This window comes from Azospirillum lipoferum (assembly GCF_024170005.1).
GTDB classification, from domain to species: Bacteria; Pseudomonadota; Alphaproteobacteria; order Azospirillales; family Azospirillaceae; genus Azospirillum; species Azospirillum lipoferum.
In genome coordinates this window covers 207,385-225,940 of record NZ_JALJXJ010000002.1, presented here as the reverse complement: position 1 = coordinate 225,940, position 18,556 = coordinate 207,385, and the positions used below count along the sequence as shown (strand labels likewise).

Genomic DNA, 18,556 nt, shown 5'->3' with positions numbered 1-18,556 from the left:
TCCACTACATCTTGTTGTTTCACTGTATTCTCAAACAGGCTCTAAGCTAATCTGTGTCTCTACCTCTTTTATCGTTCGCTGAACTCCCGTATCCGCTTCTTCATCGCCTTCCCGCGCGGACCATACAAATCATCGTGCTGACAGATCAGCAGTGGTCGAACCACGTTGTTCTTATCGGTGTAGATCAGCAGGATATCCGCCGCCAAATGGCATTCGCGGAAACCGGTGAGGTCGCCGGTCAGATGATGGTCACGCATGCTGCGCGGCAGGTCGGCAGGCGGGCGCTGGATTTTGCAGCGGACGAAGGTGTGGAAGGGTTCGACGATCCCAGGGTGATCGTCTTTGTAGTGCCGGTATAGCCTCTGGAATTCGTCGACTGGTTCGAAACGCGCCACGACAGGTCCGAACGGTGGCGCCATGAGGGGATCAGCCGTTTAACCAGCGGAGATAGGTCTCGCCATCCATAGCCTCTCCGGACGCTGGAGCATCGGCCAAAGCCTTCACGCGCTCGACCGTCTCGGCCTTATAAGCGGGTTCGGTGTCAGGGCGTGCAGACACGGCAAAGCGGCCGGTAACGCTGTCGCGTCTTATGCGCACAGCACCGACCTTCTTCTCGCTGCGATCCTCCAACGGCTTTCGCTGGGTACCCATGGCCGCTCTCCAACAACCCACCTCGAATCCTACAGATGGCGACTAGAGGCGTCAAAGGCGAAGAGCACCACCGTTTCTCTGATGGCCGCACCTACCTCTCACCCCACCACCCGCCGATACAGGTGCCACGTCGCGTGCCCCAGCACCGGCATGACGATCGCCAGCCCGACGAAGGCCGGCAGGCACCCGATCGCCAGCAGCGCCACCACGATCACGCCCCACAGCATCATCGGGCCGGGGTTCGCCATCACCGCGCGCACCGAGGTCTGCATCGCGATGATCCAGTCCACCTCGCGATCCAGCATCATCGGGAAGGACACCACGCTCAGCGCCAGGGTCGCCAGCGCGAAGACCAGGCCGACGGCGTTGCCCAGCACGATCATCTGCCAGCCCTCCGGCGTGGTGAACAGCAGATGGACGAAGGCGCCGACGCTTCCCGGCTCCAGCCGGCCCAGCGTGTGGTCGTAGACGATCTGCGCCGCTCCCAGCCACAGCACATAGAGCGTCAGCATCAGCAGCCCCAGCGCCGCGATCGACCAGATCGCCCGCGACCGGAAGACGTCCAGCGCGTTGGTCCAGGATACCGGCTGGCCGCGTTCCCGCCGCCGGCTCAGTTCGTAGATGCCGACGGCGGCGAGCGGGCCGACGAAGGCGAGGCCGGCGACCAGCGGGTAGAACAGCGGCAGCAGCTCGCCGCCATAGGCGATGCGCGCCGCGACCAGCCCGACCAGCGGATAGATGACGCCCAGGAACAGCAGCTGCGTCGGCGCCGCCAGGAAGTCGCGCCATCCCAAGGCCAGCGCCTCGCCCAGGCTGAGGGTGTCGATGGACCGGATGCGGACATCCTCGGGCACCACCAGCATGTCTGCCAGCGGGGCCTTATGATCGGGCATGTACCAGCGGTTCGCCATGGCGGGACTCCTCCCTCTTCCTTGACCGGCCCGGTGGGGCGTGGACGGGCTGTCGGCGGTGTCGCGGGGGCGGCTCGATCCGGCGGACGGGCGGGGCGGCGGAACTGCGCCGGCCGGGCGGGAACGGGGGATCGGGCCACGGTCCGGCGAAGGATACACCCACCGTCGCCGCCGGGCACGAAAAATGATGGGTATACGTACATTTTCAGCGGATGAAACAGTGCAGATCCTCGGGTCGCGGTCGCAGCGAGCAAGGATGTTAAGCCTATTGTTGCCAGTGTCCGGGGTTTAATATAGGAATAACAACCTATATTAAACCCCGGAGCCACCCCATGCCCGACTGCCTGAACCCCGCCGAAACCGTCACCTCCACCTCCCACCCCACCGACAGCCTCCCCCGCTGGGCCGAGGAGCCGCCGGTTCCGCCCGAAGGCTCCCTGGTTCCCGGTTCGCGCTTCCACGAGGAACAGTGGGTGATGGCCGCCGGCATGCTGGCGCGCGGCGCGTCCTTCCAGCAGGTCGCCCGTGCCATGGGATGCAGCCGCACCACGCTGTGGCGGGCCTATTACGGGTCGCAGGCTTTCCGCTATCGCGTCTGGTGGGAGCGGCAGGCGCTGAACCGGGAATCCGACCTTCGGCTCGCCTCGCTCCGCGCCCTGGTGACGGAGCAGATCGAGCGGCTGGTTTCCTCCGGCGATCCCTCGACCGTGCGCTGGCTGGCCGAGCGGCTCGGCCTGTTCAGGGACTTCGACGACCAGGCCCGCAACCACGCCGCCCCCGCGCAGAGCCAGCCGGCGCCCCAGGATGCCGCCACCGCCGCGGCCACCACCACCGCCCCCGCCGAGCCCGCCGCCCCGCTCCCCGGTCTTGACGACGACAGCGTCCCCGGTGCGATCCGCGAGTACAATCCGCCCGACCCGAAGGTGATCGCCGCCATCGTCGCCCGGCCGGAGGCGGAGGGGCCGAAGGGCGCCTATCCCTGGACCTTCAACCCCGACGATCCTTACCCCAATCTCGGCTCGGCGCTGGAGCGCCAGGGCGGGCAGGGGGTCTTCCCCCGCCGCCGGTGACGGTGATGAACGGTGGAACGCCGCCCGGAAAACGGTTCACGGCGTTTCACATGTTCCATTCACCACCCCACGGTCCCTATCCCCGCCATCCCCGCCCCAGCCAGTGAGCAGCATATCGCGGCACCACATGATTAAACGTGTATAACCGTTGCAAATATCAATTATCAGGGATCATATCTCCGTCCATAGGGCTGAACGGAGGGATTATTTCATGAGGCATACATATTTATTAAGCCTGCTGCTGCCCCTGGCGCTGGGCGCCACGCCCGGCGTGACATCGGGCGCCCTGGCGGCCACCGCCACGGCGAAGGACGCCGCGGAACCGGCTGGCGAGGCGTTCGGCAATCCGCCGGTGCTGGGCAATTCCGAATCGCCGCGCGTCGGCTCGCTGCTGATGCGCCAGCCGCAGGCCACCGCCCGTCCGCACACCGGGCAGGAGCGCAATTACGACCTGTTCGTCACCTTCACCGACGGCTACATCCGCAACCCGGCCCAGGGCCGTCCGGACGCGGTGCGGCTGCGCAGCTATCGCGGCACCGACGTCGATCCCGCCCACCCCTATGTCGCGCCGACCATCCAGGCGACGCCGGGCGACACGATCCGCATCAAGCTGCACAACGAGCTGCCGCCCGATCCGAACTGCACCAGCCAGGCGGCGGCGGACGTCAACACCCCGCACTGCTTCAACGGCACCAACCTGCACAGCCACGGCGTCTGGGTCAGCCCGGCCGGCAACAGCGACAATGTGCTGGTGTCGATCAATCCTGGCGTCAATTTCGAGTATGAATACAACATTCCGGCCGACCATCCCGCCGGCACCTTCTGGTATCACCCGCACCGCCACGGCTCGACCGCCCTCCAGGTCGGCAGCGGCATGGCCGGCGCCCTGATCATCCGCGGCGACCGCCCGCCGACCCCGGAGGCCAACGGCGATCTCGACACCCTGCTGACCAGCCGCAAGGGCGTGGCGATGACCGAGCGGGTCCTGCTGTTCGAGCAGATCCCCTACGCCTGCACCACCAAGGACGGCAAGCTGAAGTACAAGGACGATGGCAAGACCATCGACTGGAGCTGCGCGCCGGGCGAGGTGGGCCAGGTGATCTCCTACGAGCAGTTCGCGCCGAAGACCTGGGAACAGTCCGGGCGCTTCACCACGGTCAACGGCCGTGTCCGCCCGATGTTCGCCAACGGGAAGACCGGGCAGCCCGAACGCTGGCGCCTGATCCATGGCGGCGTCCGCTCGCCGATCACGGTGGAGTTCCGCAAGCTGGACCCCACCGGCTTCTTCCAGGCCGAAAAGACCCTGTCGGCCGCCGACCAGGACCGCTTCGCCAAGGAGCGCTGCACCGGACAGCCGGTGCCCTACATCCTGGCCGCCTCCGACGGCCTGACCATGGGGGAAGGTCAGGTGCGCGACAGCGTGCGGATGGAGCCGGGCTATCGTGACGATCTGCTGGTCAATTTCCCGGAGTCCGGCATCTACTGCGTCATCAACAAGGAGGCGGCCGCCAACGCCAGCCCCGACCAGACCGCCACCTCCACCGGCGTGCTGGGCTTCGTCCGCGTGCGCGGCGACCGCGTGGTCAAGGATCCGGTGAAGGAGACCATCCGCCAGCTGTCGATCAACGCGACGAAATACCAGCGCTCCGTCTCCAGGGAGGTGATAACCGACCTGAATGCCCGCTGCGCCGGCCAGACCCTGACCGACAGCCCCTATTGCCCGCGCTTCACCAAGTTCACCGCCCACCGGCCGATCGGCGAGCATGAGGTCATGCACCAGCCCAAGCAGGAACTGGTCTTCTACATCAACACCGTGCCGACGGACGGGGGGCAGACCAAGACGCTGTTCCAGGTCGCCAACAGCTTCGAGGTGGTCCAGAATCCCGACGGCACCTATGGTCCGAAGGGCGCGTCCTCCTACCAGCCGGACGTGATCAACCGGCCGGTGATTCTGGATACGGCGCAGCAATGGGAACTGGAATCCTACGCCGGCAGCCACCCCTTCCACATCCACGTCAACCCGTTCGAGATCGTTTCGGTCATCGGCCCCGACGGGCGCGACGTCAGCGAACCCGGCTCCGGCGATCCCGATTACGCCGGGATGAAGGGCGTGTGGAAGGACACGCTCTGGGTCAAGAGCAACGTCAAGGGGCTCACCTCGACCGAGCCGCCGAAGGGCGTCTACAAGGTGACCGTCCGCACCCGCTACGAGCGCTACATCGGCGAGTATGTGCTGCACTGCCACATCCTCGATCATGAGGACCAGGGCATGATGCAGAATGTCAGCATCGGCGTGCCCGACGGCCATGGCGGCGTCGCCGGGGCGCATCACTGACCGGCCGGCGCGCTCCTGCTCCTGAAAAGCCGGGAGCAGGGGCGCGCGCCACCCGAATGCTGCCATCCGTCGCTGCCTCCAACCATTGAAAAAGGCCCCTGTTTGCGTCTACGGTCGCGCGTCCCGTTGGAGTGAGTGCATGCGCGATATCACCCCCGTCACGGTCGCCCGCGGCGACGGCATCGGCCCAGAGATCACGGATGCGGTGCTCTATGTGATGAATGCGGCCGGCGCGCGGCTGAAGGTGGAAGAGGTTCCGGCCGGCGAGGCCGTCTACAAGCGGGGCCATCCCGGCGGGCTGGATGCCGCCGGCTGGGGATCGATCCGCCGCACGCGGGTCTTCCTGAAGGGGCCGATCACCATGCCCCAGGGATATGGCAACAAGTCGCTGAACGTCGTCGCCCGCACCACGCTGGGCCTGTTCGCCAATGTCCGTCCCTGCGTGTCCTACCACCCCTATGTGCGGACCCGGCATCCGCGCATGGACGTGGTCATCATCCGCGAGAACGAGGAAGACCTCTACGCCGGCATCGAGCACCGCCAGACCGACGACGTGATCCAGTCGGTCAAGCTGATCTCGCGGCCGGGGTCGGAGCGCATCGTCCGCTATGCCTTCGACTTCGCCCGCTCCAACCACCGGCAAAAGGTGACGGCCTTCGTCAAGGACAACGTCATGAAGATGACGGACGGGCTGTTCCTGAAGATCTTCTACGAGATCGCCGCCGACTATCCGGAGATCAAGGCCGACCACATGATCGTCGACATCGGCGCCGCCCGGCTGGCCGACCAGCCGGAGCGCTTCGACGTCATCGTCACCCTGAACCTCTACGGCGACATCGTCTCCGACATCGCCGCCCAGCTGACCGGCTCTGTCGGTTTGGCCGGTTCCGCCAACATCGGCGAGACCTGCGCCATGTTCGAGGCGATCCATGGGTCCGCCCCGATGATCGCCGGGCAGGGCATCGCCAACCCGTCGGGCCTGCTGATGGCCGCGGTGATGCTGCTGGTCCATATCGGCCAGGGCGACATCGCCGCGCGCATCCACAATGCGTGGCTGAAGACCATCGAGGACGGCATCCACACCGCCGACATCTATGCCCGCGGCCTGGGCCGCGTGCGGGCCGGCACCGCCGCCTTCGCCGAAGCGGTGGTGGAGCGGCTGGGCCAGACCCCGGTCACCATGCCGCCGGTCGGCTACTCCACCGCGCGGCCGACCTATGACGGCCTCAACCGGCTGGCTCCGCGCGTGCGCGCGCTGAAGGAACTGGTCGGCGTCGACGTCTTCCTGCAATGGTCCGGCGGGCTGCCCGACGATCTGGCGGAGCTGGTGCTTCCGCTGTCGACCGAGGCCCTGAAGCTGACCAGCATCTCCAACCGCTCGCAACGGGTCTGGCCGGACGGCAATGCCGACGTCTTCTGCACCGACCATTGGCGCTGCCGCTTCCTGGCGCAGCACGGCCCGGTGCAGCATGGCGCCATCGTCGAACTGCTGGGTCGGCTGGCCTCGGCCGGAATCGACTTCACCCAGACCGAGAATCTCAGCAATTTCGACGGCAAGGCCGGCTTCTCCTCGCCGGGGCTTTGAAGTGATCGGCGCTGTTGGAATAAACCGGCAGGGCAGGGCGTCATGACGGGTGAAGACGCTATCCCCGGATCCGATATGAGCCCGCCCGACATCGACGACCGCGCCATCGCCGCGCATGTGCCGCGGCTCCGGCGCTATGCCACCGCGCTGGTGGGCAACCGGGCGGACGCCGACGATCTGGTGCAGGACTGTGTGGAAAAGGCGCTGGCCAACCGCCACGCGCTGCGCGACCCGTCGAAGCTCGGCGGCTGGCTGATGACGATCCTGCATAACCTGCACATCTCCAGCCAACGCGGCCGGCGCCGGCGCGGGGCGGAGGTGCCGGTGGAGGATCTGGCCGACGATCTGGCGCTCAGCGCCCCGCCGGCCGACCGTGGGGCGGTGCGTGACTTCGTCCGCGCCTTCGCCCAGCTGACCGACGAACACCGCACCATCCTGCTGCTGACGGGTATGGAGGGGCTGTCTTACCGCGAGGTGGCGGAGGTTCTGGAACTGCCGATCGGGACGGTGATGTCGCGGCTGGCCCGGGCGCGCGAAAAATTGAGGATCCTGTTGGACGGTGGAACCCAGCAGGTCGTCAGGAGGATCAAGTGATGAGCGGCACCCGCAATCCCGTGACCGAGGCCGAGTTGCATGCCTGGATCGACGGCGAATTGCCGGAGGAACGGCTGGCCGACGTCGAGCGCCACCTCGCCGAAAATCCTGACGTAGCCCAGCGTTTCGAACGCTACCGCGCCCAGCGCTCTCTGCTGGGTCAGAGCTTCGGTCCGCTGATCGACCAGCCGCTGCCCGACCGCCTGACTCCGCCCTTCACCGCCCGGGACCCTTCGGAAAAGCCGGCTCTTGGTCGGGGCTGGGGCCGTCGCCGGGGTGCTTGGTGGGGAATGGCGATTGCCGCCTCCCTCCTGGTCTTCGTCGCCGGTGGAACCAGCGGCTGGCTGCTGCGCGACCGCATCGGCGGGCGGACAGAACCGCTGACCGCCGCCTTCATTGCCGACGCCGTCGCCGCCCACCGCGTCTTCTCCGTCGAAGTCCGCCATCCGGTCGAGATCGGCGTCGATGAGGAGGCGCATCTGGTGAACTGGCTGTCCAAGCGGCTGGGCAAGAACATGCGTTGCCCAAAAGTCACACGAGGGGGCTACCAGCTGATCGGCGGGCGGCTTTTGGCCGATTCTGTTGGACCTGTTGCAATGTACATGTACGAGGATGCGGCCGGGCGTCGCATCACGTTGTATATCCGCCCCTCTCCCAACACCTCCGGTTCGGCATTCCGTTTCGCGCAGGATGGCGGGGTCCGCGCTTTGTATTGGCAGGACAATGGGTTAGCGCTTGCCGTCGCTGGCGAGGCCGACCGGGATACCCTGTCCAACGTCGCCGAGGAGGTTTATGGCGCGCTGAATTCGTGAGTTTGCCCACGGACTTATCAACAGGAATGTTGCCGCGCCCCTCTATCGTCTGCGGCCGTCATCTGGTAGCTTCTTCACCGGCTGGCACAAAATGTTGCGGCTTATGGAAAACGGCACTAGACCGTAACCTGTTTGCCACAGCATAACCGGACACCGGATCGGGAGTACTCGGGGATGAGTTGGACGGACGAGCGGATTCAACAGCTCAAGGATCTCTGGTCCCAGGGTTTGAGCGCGAGCGAAATCGCCGACATTCTGGGAGACATCACCCGCAACGCGGTCATCGGCAAGGCCCATCGCCTGGGCTTGTCAGGCCGGCCGTCGCCCATCAAGAAGAAGCCGACGCGCGGCGCCACCATCCTCGCTCTGACCGAGCGGATGTGCAAATGGCCGGTCGGCGACCCCAAGCACCAGGACTTCCACTTCTGTGGCAAGACCGCTCTGCCGGGCATGCCCTATTGCGCGGAGCATGCCGCCCTGGCCTACCAGCCGGCCTCGGGCAGTAAGAAGCGTGAGGAAGACCGCAACGTCGGCGCCGCCTGACCAGCCGATGCGACACCCAAAAAGCCCGCTCCCGGAAGGGAGGCGGGCTTTTTTGTTGCCTACCGCTCCTGCGCCGCATCGCGCACAACCAGCACCATACCCTTGTGGCCGGCGACCAGCATCGCGGCCCCGGCCGGCCGATCTGGCCCTTCGACTGCCCACAGCGTGTCACCGACGAACACCCGGCCCTGGCCATTGACGATCGGCTCGCTCAGCGTGACCGCACGGCCGACCAGCTGGCCGGCACGGTCGTTGATCTGGGCGGCATCGCTCTCCGCCGACGCATTCCGGCGGCGCGCGTGGATCATGGCGGCCGCAACCGCTGCTCCGGCGGCGATGGTGAAGAAGCCGGCCTCGTTGACCAGACCCCAATCATGCCACAGCGCGGTGACCAGCCCGGTCAGCAGTGCCGCCCCGCCGAACCAGATCAGGAACAGTCCAGGGATCACCAGTTCCGCCGCGATCAGCACGGCACCCAGCGCTCCCCAAAGCAGAGGCGACATCCCTCACTCCTCGTCGGACGAGACCGCAGTCGGTGGCACCGACCAGGGATGGCGCGGAGCGTGGGCAGGCGGCTCCGGCGTCCGGGGCGGAGTAGCGTCACGCACCAACTCGCCCAGTCCCGCCAGGGCACCGGCGACCCCGGCAAGCTCCACCGGCAGGATCATTGTCTTTTGATTGGGCGAAGCGGCGAAGGCCTTCAGCGCCTCCATGTATTTCTGGCCGAGGAAATAGCCCAGCGCCTGGCTCGATCCCTGCGCCACCGCTTCGGACACCATCCGCGTCGCCTTGGCCTCCGCCTCCGCCAGCCGTTCCCGTGCTTCGGCCTCAAGCTTGGCGGCCTCCAACTTGCCCTGGGCAATGCGGATCTGGCTTTCCTTCTCAGCGTCGGCCTCCAGGATCTGGGCGCGGCGCAGACGTTCTGCCTTCAACTGCCGGCCCATCGCCTCGACGATGTCGTCGGGCGGGGTGATGTCGCGCAGCTCGATGCGGGTTACCCGAACCCCCCAGGAGGCGGTGGCTTCATCCACGGCACGCAGGAGGCTGGCGTTGATCGCCTCGCGCTGGCTCAGCAACTCGTCGAGGTCCATGGAGCCCATCACCGTGCGGGTGGTGGTCATTGCCAGCGTCTGGATCGCCCGTTGCAGGTCGTTGACCTCATAGGTCGCCTTCATTGGATCAAGCACTTGGAAATACAGCACGCCGTCGGCGGTCACCGCGGCGTTGTCCTTGGTGATGACGCTCTGTGATGGTACATCCACCACGGTCTCGCGCATGTCGACCTTGGCCCGCACGGAGGTGATAACCGGGAAGATGACATTGAAGCCGGGATGCAGCGTCTCCTGATAGCGGCCCAGCCGCTCGACGATGAAGTTGAAGCCCTGGGGGACGGTGCGGACGCTGGTGACTGCCAGAATGACGACCAGCACGAACGCCGCGATGACCAGAATGCCGAGTTCCATCGATGGCCGCTCCTGACATGGACGGGCGCCGCGATAGACGCCCTCGCTCCATCATGAGGCAATTTCGAGGGGCTGCAAATGCTGGCGCTGTCTCAATAATCCTGCATATCACGCTTCAGCCGCACCAGTTCGCCGTTCAGCAGTGACAGCATCAGCTGAATCACCGTCTCATGGACGATCACGGTGTGGTGGTTGCCGGTCTCCTGCATCGCCTTGCGCAGCGATTCGCGGACCGCCGGCACGCCGGTGACGTCGATCAGCACGTCCAACCGCTCGCCCAGTTCTGCCAGATCATGGAAGTTGGTGGTGGTCTTCACGCCGTGTTGATCCGCAAGGCGCATGCCCGGCGCCTCACGATCGAGGTCGGCCACACCCAGCAGCTCGACGAAGGGGACGGCCAGCAGTTTGCGCAGCAGGGGCGTTCCGGTCTCGCCAGCGCCGATGACGGCGACGCGGAACAGATCGTTTGGCATCGGGTTCGGTCCTTTCCAATTTCGGACAAGAAAAAGGCGGGGAGCCGAAACTCCCCGCCCGAACCCTAGCCGAGCCGCGATCCGGTTTGACCCGGACGCGGCGTCGCACCCATAAAAGACGGCGTCGGCCTTACGACCAGGCGGCCATCTTCTTTTCCAGATTGTCCGACAGCTTGTCCAGGAACTGCTTGGTGGTCAGCCACGGCTGCTGCGGGCCGATCAGGATGGCGAGATCCTTGGTCATGTAGCCGGACTCGACGGTCTCGACGCAGACGCGCTCCAGCGTCTGGGCGAACTTGATCACGTCCGGGGTGTTGTCGAACTTGCCGCGATAGGCCAGACCCTGGGTCCAGGCATAGATCGAGGCGATCGGGTTGGTCGAGGTTTCCTTGCCCTTCTGGTGCTCGCGGTAGTGGCGGGTCACCGTGCCGTGGGCGGCCTCGGCCTCGACGGTCTTGCCGTCCGGCGTGACCAGGACCGAGGTCATCAGGCCCAGCGAGCCGAAGCCCTGCGCCACGACGTCCGACTCCACGTCGCCGTCGTAGTTCTTACAGGCCCACACGAAACCGCCTTCCCACTTCAGGGCCGAAGCGACCATGTCGTCGATCAGGCGGTGTTCGTAGACCAGGCCCTTGGCCTTGAACTGGTCGGCGTAGGTCTCGTCGAAGACCTTCTGGAAGATGTCCTTGAAGCGGCCATCATAGGCCTTCAGGATCGTGTTCTTGGTCGACAGGTAGACCGAGTAGCCGCGCTCCAGGCCGTACATGAAGCTGGAGTGGGCGAAGCCCTCGATCGACTCGTCGAGGTTGTACATGCCCATCGCCACGCCGGCGCCGGGGAAGTCGTAGACTTCATGCTCGATCTTCTCGCCGCCCTCTGCCGCTTCCCACTTGATGGTCAGCTTGCCCGGGCCCGGAACGACGAAGTCGGTGGCCTTGTACTGATCGCCGAAGGCGTGACGGCCGATGATGATCGGCTTGGTCCAGCCCGGAACATAGCGCGGAACGTTGGAGCAGACGATCGGCTCGCGGAAGACGGTGCCGCCCAGGATGTTGCGGATCGTGCCGTTCGGCGACTTCCACATCTTCTTGAGGTTGAACTCCTTCACCCGCGCCTCGTCCGGGGTGATGGTCGCGCACTTCACGCCGACGCCATACTGCTTGATGGCGTTCGCCGACTCGACGGTGACCTTGTCGTCGGTCTTGTCACGGTTCTCGATGCCGAGGTCGTAGTACTTCAGGTCGATGTCGAGGTAGGGCAGGATCAGCTTGTCTTTGATGAACTGCCAGATGATGCGCGTCATCTCGTCGCCGTCGAGTTCGACGACCGGATTGGCTACCTTGATCTTGGTCATGGGTGCGAGATCTCCCCGAACGGGTAAGGGCGTTGTCATTCCTTGGGAGCCGGGCGCGTCGTCCAGCGGGCGCTTGTTGCCGGGGAGCATGCCGCATGGGTGGCTCCCCGGTACCCCGGGCGGAAATCAATCGCGGTTATATAGCATCGCCCCGTGACGGAAAGGAAGGCGCGGTCGTGGTTCAGGCGTCGATGTCGCACGATTCCGCTTGCAACGCGGCCCTGCGCCCGGCCATGATGGTCAATTGGTATTACCGGTTGCCCGGATTGGGCTGCTGACGCGGTGGAATGACCTGGTGGAGCGGCAAATCCGGCGCTTGGAACGTTCAGGCTGCCGACTCCGGTGTGCGCGAGGGCCTCAGGTCCGCCGATTGCCCTGCTGATGCACCGGTAAGGTCCCGTTCCGCATTCAGCATGTAGTCTCGGGTCAGAGGCACCGCCCCCAGCGAGCGCGCGAGTTGGACCTGGAACACCATGTGCCCTTGCAGGCGGAACGCCAGCTCTGCACCAGCCAGATAGAACTCCCACATCCGGCAGAAGCGCTCGTCATACAGCACCTTGGCCTCTTCCCAGCGGGCGAGGAAGCGGGCTCGCCAGTGGCGTAGCGTCTCGGCATAATGCAGACGCAGCACTTCCAAGTCGGTGGCCAGCAGGCCGGACCGCTCGATGACCGGCAGCACCTCCGACAAGGCAGGGGAGTAGCCGCCGGGGAAGATGTATTTGCGGATCCAGGGGTTGGTGCTGGCCGGCCCGTCGAGTCGCCCGATTGAGTGGATCAGCGCCACGCCGTCGTCGTTCAGCATTTCGCGCACCGCTGAGAAGTAATCGCGATAATGCGGCACGCCGACATGCTCGAACATGCCGACCGAGACGATGCGGTCGAAGGCACCCCGGTGAGCGGCCGCGAATTCTCGATAGTCGCGCAGTTCGAAGCTGACGCGGTCGGCCAGCCCTGCCTCCTCCGCCCGCTGGCGTGCGACCGCCAACTGCTCGGACGACAGGGTGATGCCGGTCACCCGCGCGCCGGTGTGCCGCGCCAGATAGAGCGCCATGCCGCCCCAGCCGCAGCCGACGTCGAGCACCCGCATGCCCGGAACGATCAGCAGCTTGGCCGCGATGTGCCGCTTCTTGGCCTCCTGCGCCTCGTCCAGCGATATCCCCGGTTCCGGAAAATAGGCACAGGAATACTGCATGTCGCGGTCGAGGAAGAGTTGATAGAACTGGCGCGACAGATTGTAATGGTGCTCCACATTCTGCCGCGACCGCTGCATCGGGTTGTATTGCTGCACATGGCGCAGCAGCGGCGACAGTGATTCCAGCGCACGGCCCAGCGCGCCCTGCACCTCGGTGCCGCTCATCAGCATCGACAGCAGGTCGTAGATGGTGCCGCCTTCGATCGAGAAGCGGCCGTCCATATAGGCTTCACCGAAACGCAGACGCGGGTTGATCAGCAGATCCCGTTCCACCCGGTGGTCATGCAGACGAAGCGTCAGATGGGGCGGACCGGACCCGATCCGATGGTGCTTCCCATCTGCCGTGACGAGGTTGAGGGTTCCGTCGCCCTTGGCGGCGGCAAGCAGACGAACCAGCAGCATGCCGAACTCCTTCCGCGGTGCCGTCTAAGCATCGCGCGCACGGAGGGGTGCGACAATCCGTCAATCGGTCAGAACTGCTACCCAATTGGGCATTGCTGCCCTATGCGCAGAGTTATGTGCAACCTCGCTCCACCATACCCTGAATGCGGAAAACCGCCCGGCCCCGGGATGGGGCGGGCGGCTTCCGGACAAGCGGTGCGACAGTGCCGCGATAACCCCAAAGGCATCTTCAGGGCTTCCGCGGGCAGAAGGGCGATCAGCCCTCCTCTTCCTCGGTCGCGGTCTCTTCGACGAAGGTCTCTTCTTCCTCGTCGTCGCGCAGGTCGGCGGCGGTGATCATGCCGCCACGCTGAGCCTGCAGCTCGGCCTCTTCGGCCGAACGGGCGACGTTGACCGTGACCGTGATCGACACTTCCGGATGCAGGACGACGCGCAGCTTGAACAGACCCAGGGTCTTGATCGGGGTGTCGATCTGGACCTGCTTGCGGTCGGTCTTGTAGCCGGCGGCAGTCAGCGCGTCGGAGACGTCGCGGGTGGTCACGGAGCCGTACAGGACGCCGGTCTCGGCGGCTTGGCGGATCACGACGACCGTCACGTTGTCCATCTTGGCCGCGACCTGCTCGGCGTCCTTGCGGCGCTCCAGGTTCACGGCTTCAAGGTGGGCCTTCTGCTTCTCGAAGACGGCCAGGTTCGCCTTGGTGGCGCGCATGGCCTTCCGCTGCGGCAGCAGATAGTTGCGGGCGAAGCCGGGACGCACATTGACGACCTGGCCCATCTGGCCGAGCTTCTCGACCCGCTCCAGCAGAATAACTTCCATCACTCGTCCTCCTGACCGGGGGCCGCGGGGGAAAACCGGCGGCGCAGCCCGATCCATTGCTCGATCATGCCCAGGCCGACCAAAAGCAGGATCGGCCACCCGAAGAGAAACAGCATCATGTAGAAGCCAACCAGGATCAGCGTGCGCGCCGATTTGCTGCTGGCGAATACATGAACCACCGAAAGCCCGGCGAAGGCGAACGGGACAGCCAGGATCAGAGCCAGATTGACCGCCAGGAACCCGACGGTTCCCGGTACGGCGGATGCCGCGGCGACCGACACCGCGAACAGCGGCGCCAGCCAGCTCGGCAATTCCAGCTCGGCCAGACGCATGGCAGGGCGCCGGTTGCGGCCGAACCGCATCAGCGCCCCCTGCGCGAGCACCGCGTTGACGATCGTCATGACAAGCCATGAGATCGCAACCAGCCCCGGCAGGACGGCCGCCACCCAGAATGCCTCGGGATCCGGAGCCGGCTGGCCCTGCGAGCGGAACGCCGGTTCGACGAATCGAGCCAGGGTCTGTCGCATCAGCCCTTCGAGCCCACCGGGCTCTCCGAGCGTCAGGATCACCGCGGCGAGCAGCGCCGCCACGCCCATCCCGGTCAGGCCCATCAGGACCCGGCCGGGCGGATACCATTCCAGAGTTCCATCCTCCCGTGACCGCGCCAGCAGCGACTGCCGCACCACCAGGATCGCCGGGGCGGCCCCGGTCACCAAGTAGGACAGTGCCACCAGCACGCTGCCGGAGGTGCCCAGCATCACTGCGGCAGCGCCGGCCAGACCGGCCAACGTCACCGCCGGAGCCCCCAGCCACAATCCCGTCAGGAACAGGGGCAGGGGGGCCAGATAGCCCAGGATCAGCGCACCCATCCCGCCGAATGTAACCGACAGGTAGAAGAACGCGCTTGCCAGACCGCCGCTGACGGCGACCACCAGCGGTACGGCCGGACCCAAGGCCATGGGAACCCCTTGAAGAACCTTCACCGAAACAATTCGGCCGTTGCCGGGCTTACTTCACCACGTAGGGGAGAAGGGCCAGGAAACGGGCGCGCTTGATGGCGCGGGCCAGTTCGCGCTGCTTCTTCGTCGAGACCGCGGTGATGCGGCTCGGGACGATCTTCCCGCGTTCGGAGATGAAGCGGGACAGCAGCTTGACGTCCTTGTAGTCGATCGCCGGGGCATTCGCGCCCGAGAACGGGCAGGTCTTGCGGCGACGGAAGAACGGGCGGCGGGCGCCGCCGGTGCGGGCCGGAGCGCCCGTGGTCTGCTTGTCGGACATTTACGCGGTCTCCCCTTCGGCGGCGGCAACGTTTTCCTGGCGACGCGGCGGACGCGGGCCACGGTCGTCGAAGCGACGCGGACCACGGTCACCACGCTCGCCGCGCTCGCTACGCTCGTTGCGGCTCTGCATCATCGCCGACGGGTTGGCATCGAGGGCGTCGACACGCACGGTCATGAAGCGCAGCACGTCTTCGCTGATGCTCATGTTCCGCTCCATCTCGGCGACGGCGGCGGCCGGCGCGTCGATGTTGAAGAGGGTGTAGTGCCCCTTGCGGTTCTTCTTGATCTTGTAGGTGAGGGTCTTCAGACCCCAGTACTCGCTCTTGGCGATCGTGCCGCCGTTGTCGCGGACGATCTGGGCGAACTGCTCAGAGAGCTGCTCGGCCTGGGCGGCCGAAATGTCCTGGCGCGCGATCAGCACGCACTCGTAAAGTGCCATTGCACTCCCCATGGCTGTTCATGGTCCGGCGCTGCGCCCCATCCCTCATGGATCGGATCAGCCGCCCGGGCCTAGCCGACGGCGGACCGCCGGCAAGGAGTTATGAAGCGGCGCAGTATGCACAGGCCGGCGGTGGTAGCAAGCGGAAATCCAGCCTGCCTTTTGCAAACTCCATCTCGGCCATAGGGCGTCACCCGCAAGAAGAGGGGGCTGCCCGGATGAACACTGCTGCGCATACCTGGGAATGGACTGGGTAGGGATGGGGCAAGGGTGGATATCGCGCGGGATACGGTCCGGCGCATTTGACCGAAGTGCAATCCACCGCTCCGGGCGCCATGTTCCCCCTGCCGTCCGGGGCGGAGCCATGGGTTGATAAAGACCGCATACTCCATCCGCGGCAATGACAGCCCGGTGCCTGGAGTAGCCATGCGCAAGAACATGTTGCCGTACCATGTCGTGGAACTGAGGGGGCTGGCCTGCATTCTGCTGGTTGCCTATCACGTGGTCGGCATTCCCGGATCCGGAATGCAGGTGGCGGAGGGCTCGATCTACCGCTACGCCACCGATAGTTTCGAACTGATCCGTATGCCGCTCTTCACCTTCATTTCGGGGCTGGTCTATGCCCTGAACCCGGCCAGGGCAGACCGGCTGACCACCTTCTTCATCAAGAAGTTGCGCCGCCTGGGTTTCCCGTTCCTGGTGGTGTCCGCCCTCTTCTATTTCCTGCAGACGCACGCGCCCGGTGCGAATGGAAGCTTTGTTCCCGAGTCGATGTGGCGGATCTACGTCTTCCCCTATGCCCATTTCTGGTATCTGCAGGCTCTGTTCCTGATCTTCGCCGCGGTGGCGCTGCTCGATGTGCTCCATGCCATGGACCGTCCGGGCGGTTTCGCGCTCGCCATGGCGGCTGCGGTGGCTGCCTGCCTGACCGTCCATGCCGACTCGAACGTCCTGTCGATCAATGAGGCCTGCTTCCTGTTGCCGCACTTCCTGTTCGGTGTGGGCGTTACCCGGTTCCGGGCGATGGTGCCGCGGCAGACGATGCTGGCTGCCGCCGGTGCGGCACTCGCCATCGGCGTCGTTCTTCATCAGGCGTCGCTGTGGGGATATCTGCCTCATTTCGGATGGAACAGCGGTGTCGCCCTGCTGTGCGGGATGGGGGGAGCGGTAACCCTGCTGCATGCGATGCCGTCGAGCTGGGTTTTCCGGATCGTGGGTGCCTCGTCCTACGCCATCTATCTGCATCATGCCCTGTTCGCCGCCGGTGCGCGTGTGGTCCTGCACCGGATCGAGGCTCCGGACGGCGTGATCTTCTGGGTGGCCCTGCTTTCCGGCCTGATCGGTCCGATGGTGCTGGAGGCGATGGCGCAGATCAGGCCTTGGACCAGGGTGGCGCTGATGGGCAAGGCGTGACCGCAGGCCTTTGATTTGCGCCGTGGCAGAAGGCGCAAGACCCTGCACGCGGTACCTCTGTGCGAGCCCACGAACAAGCCCCCCGGAACGGCGGTTTTTCGTGGGCCTTCTGCCTCATTACGTGGCGTTTTATCGCAGCATTGTCGCTTTGGTCATCGCGCGTCGCTTGACTTGCTCAAAAGTGAGGGTATGACTGTCGCCCAATCCATGGTGCCGCCGCAGGGGCGGGGCGCATTCATCCAGGGTTTCACTGAAGCATGACCAGGGCGTTCGTCTTTCCGGGGCAGGGCAGCCAGGCCGTCGGCATGGGCCGCGAACTCGCCGAGGCGTTCGAAGTCGCTCGTCACACCTTTGAAGAGGTGGACGACGCGCTGAACCAGCGGCTGTCGCGCCTGATGGTCGAAGGCCCCGAGGCCGACCTCACCCTGACCGAGAACGCCCAGCCCGCCCTGATGGCGGTCAGCATCGCCGTGATGCGCGTGCTGGCGAGCGAGGGCGGAGTCGATCTGTCCAAGCATGCCACGTTCGTCGCCGGCCATTCGCTTGGTGAGTATTCCGCCCTATGCGCCGCCGGCGCCTTCTCGCTGGGCGACACCGCGCGCCTGCTGAAGCTGCGCGGTCAGGCGATGCAGAAGGCGGTTCCCGTCGGCAAGGGCGCCATGGCGGCCCTGCTGGGCGCCGACCTGGACCAGGCGCAGGCGATCGCCGCCGACGCCGCCCAGGGCGAGGTGTGCAGCATCGCCAACGACAATTCGGTTGGGCAGGTGGTGATCTCCGGCAGTGCCGACGCCATCGACCGTGCCATCGCGCTGGCGGCGGAACGCGGCCTGAAGCGTTCGGTTCGCCTGCCGGTGTCCGCACCCTTCCATTGCTCGCTGATGCAGCCGGCCGCCGACGCGATGGCGGAGGCTTTGGCGAACGTCACGATTTCCGCTCCGGCGGTTCCGGTGGTGGCCAACGTCACCGCATCGGCGGTGTCGGATCCCAACGCCATCCGCCGCCTGCTGATTGAACAGGTGACCGGCATGGTCCGCTGGCGCGAATGCGTACTCTATATGAAGGAGCAGGGCGTCGAGCGGCTGGTCGAGGTCGGGTCGGGCAAGGTATTGGCCGGGCTGACCAAGCGCATCGACAAGGATCTGGCGGCGGTGTCGGTCGGTACGCCTGCCGATGTCGAGTCGTTCCTGAAGACCCTGTGATCACCCTGATCCGTGATATATCA

At 65.6% G+C, this 18,556-nt stretch carries 20 protein-coding genes; 8 read left to right on the top strand and 12 right to left on the bottom strand.

Annotated elements, in window-relative coordinates:
• Positions 1-68: 68 nt before the first annotated feature.
• The 3 genes from J2848_RS04955 to J2848_RS04945 all read right to left on the bottom strand — a co-directional run bounded on the left by J2848_RS04955 (position 69) and on the right by J2848_RS04945 (position 1,562).
• On the bottom strand, positions 69-395 hold the full coding sequence (locus J2848_RS04955; RefSeq protein ID WP_211103060.1) for a type II toxin-antitoxin system RelE/ParE family toxin: 327 nt from the start codon (positions 393-395) through the stop codon (positions 69-71).
• A 31-nt stretch (positions 396-426) separates the two neighbouring features.
• Positions 427-651 (bottom strand): hypothetical protein, encoded by a 225-nt coding sequence (locus J2848_RS04950; protein ID WP_149230189.1) that lies wholly within the window; start codon positions 649-651, stop codon positions 427-429.
• A 98-nt stretch (positions 652-749) separates the two neighbouring features.
• Entirely contained in the window at positions 750-1,562 is an 813-nt protein-coding gene (locus J2848_RS04945; protein ID WP_246193706.1) for a DUF2189 domain-containing protein, read from the bottom strand.
• 332 nt (positions 1,563-1,894) lie between these two features.
• On the opposite strand from J2848_RS04945, the gene J2848_RS04940 reads away from it, so the two are divergent.
• The 6 genes from J2848_RS04940 to J2848_RS04915 all read left to right on the top strand — a co-directional run bounded on the left by J2848_RS04940 (position 1,895) and on the right by J2848_RS04915 (position 8,501).
• Positions 1,895-2,632, top strand: coding sequence for a hypothetical protein (locus J2848_RS04940; RefSeq protein ID WP_149230190.1), 738 nt, complete (start codon positions 1,895-1,897; stop codon positions 2,630-2,632).
• Positions 2,633-2,843: 211 nt separating this feature from the next.
• Positions 2,844-4,967, top strand: a complete 2,124-nt coding sequence (locus J2848_RS04935; protein WP_149230191.1) for a multicopper oxidase family protein — start codon at positions 2,844-2,846, stop codon at positions 4,965-4,967.
• A 139-nt stretch (positions 4,968-5,106) separates the two neighbouring features.
• The gene (locus tag J2848_RS04930) at positions 5,107-6,552 is read left to right on the top strand and encodes an NADP-dependent isocitrate dehydrogenase (protein WP_149230192.1); all 1,446 of its coding nucleotides are present in this window, start codon (positions 5,107-5,109) and stop codon (positions 6,550-6,552) included.
• Positions 6,553-6,627: 75 nt separating this feature from the next.
• A complete protein-coding gene (locus J2848_RS04925) occupies positions 6,628-7,146 on the top strand; it encodes an RNA polymerase sigma factor (RefSeq protein ID WP_246193707.1) in 519 nt (172 codons plus the stop codon).
• Positions 7,146-7,958, top strand: coding sequence for an anti-sigma factor family protein (locus J2848_RS04920; RefSeq protein ID WP_149230194.1), 813 nt, complete (start codon positions 7,146-7,148; stop codon positions 7,956-7,958). The genes J2848_RS04925 and J2848_RS04920 overlap by 1 nt, the downstream gene beginning before the upstream one ends.
• A 174-nt stretch (positions 7,959-8,132) precedes the next feature.
• Entirely contained in the window at positions 8,133-8,501 is a 369-nt protein-coding gene (locus J2848_RS04915) for a GcrA family cell cycle regulator (RefSeq protein WP_109047672.1), read from the top strand.
• 59 nt (positions 8,502-8,560) lie between these two features.
• On the opposite strand, the gene J2848_RS04910 is transcribed toward J2848_RS04915, so the two are convergent.
• The 9 genes from J2848_RS04910 to rpsF form a co-directional block, all read right to left on the bottom strand.
• Complete coding sequence (locus J2848_RS04910) at positions 8,561-9,004, bottom strand: NfeD family protein (protein WP_149230195.1); 444 nt, start codon at positions 9,002-9,004, stop codon at positions 8,561-8,563.
• Between the two features lie 3 nt (positions 9,005-9,007).
• Positions 9,008-9,964: an SPFH domain-containing protein gene (locus tag J2848_RS04905; protein WP_149230196.1), complete on the bottom strand. Its 957-nt coding sequence runs from the start codon at positions 9,962-9,964 to the stop codon at positions 9,008-9,010.
• 92 nt (positions 9,965-10,056) lie between these two features.
• A complete protein-coding gene (locus J2848_RS04900; protein WP_149230197.1) occupies positions 10,057-10,437 on the bottom strand; it encodes a Gfo/Idh/MocA family oxidoreductase in 381 nt (126 codons plus the stop codon).
• 130 nt (positions 10,438-10,567) lie between these two features.
• Positions 10,568-11,791 carry an NADP-dependent isocitrate dehydrogenase gene (locus J2848_RS04895; RefSeq protein WP_149230198.1) on the bottom strand — a complete coding sequence of 408 codons (1,224 nt, stop codon included), beginning with the start codon at positions 11,789-11,791 and terminating at the stop codon, positions 10,568-10,570.
• Positions 11,792-12,116: 325 nt separating this feature from the next.
• Positions 12,117-13,385 (bottom strand): SAM-dependent methyltransferase, encoded by a 1,269-nt coding sequence (locus tag J2848_RS04890; RefSeq protein WP_149230199.1) that lies wholly within the window; start codon positions 13,383-13,385, stop codon positions 12,117-12,119.
• A gap of 256 nt (positions 13,386-13,641) precedes the next feature.
• Entirely contained in the window at positions 13,642-14,202 is a 561-nt protein-coding gene (rplI, locus tag J2848_RS04885; protein WP_149230200.1) for a 50S ribosomal protein L9, read from the bottom strand.
• Entirely contained in the window at positions 14,202-15,161 is a 960-nt protein-coding gene (locus tag J2848_RS04880; RefSeq protein WP_149230201.1) for a DUF2232 domain-containing protein, read from the bottom strand. Before J2848_RS04880 ends, rplI begins: the two co-directional genes overlap by 1 nt.
• Positions 15,162-15,210: 49 nt before the next feature.
• On the bottom strand, positions 15,211-15,480 hold the full coding sequence (gene rpsR, locus J2848_RS04875) for a 30S ribosomal protein S18 (protein WP_012974291.1): 270 nt from the start codon (positions 15,478-15,480) through the stop codon (positions 15,211-15,213).
• Positions 15,481-15,921, bottom strand: a complete 441-nt coding sequence (rpsF, locus tag J2848_RS04870) for a 30S ribosomal protein S6 (RefSeq protein WP_063634790.1) — start codon at positions 15,919-15,921, stop codon at positions 15,481-15,483.
• 426 nt (positions 15,922-16,347) lie between these two features.
• Here rpsF and J2848_RS04865 point away from each other — a divergent pair, with 426 nt between their 5' ends.
• Both J2848_RS04865 and fabD read left to right on the top strand, forming a co-directional pair.
• Positions 16,348-17,334 (top strand): acyltransferase family protein, encoded by a 987-nt coding sequence (locus tag J2848_RS04865; protein ID WP_149230202.1) that lies wholly within the window; start codon positions 16,348-16,350, stop codon positions 17,332-17,334.
• 257 nt (positions 17,335-17,591) lie between these two features.
• Positions 17,592-18,533 (top strand): ACP S-malonyltransferase, encoded by a 942-nt coding sequence (gene fabD, locus J2848_RS04860; RefSeq protein ID WP_149230203.1) that lies wholly within the window; start codon positions 17,592-17,594, stop codon positions 18,531-18,533.
• Positions 18,534-18,556 lie beyond the last annotated feature (23 nt).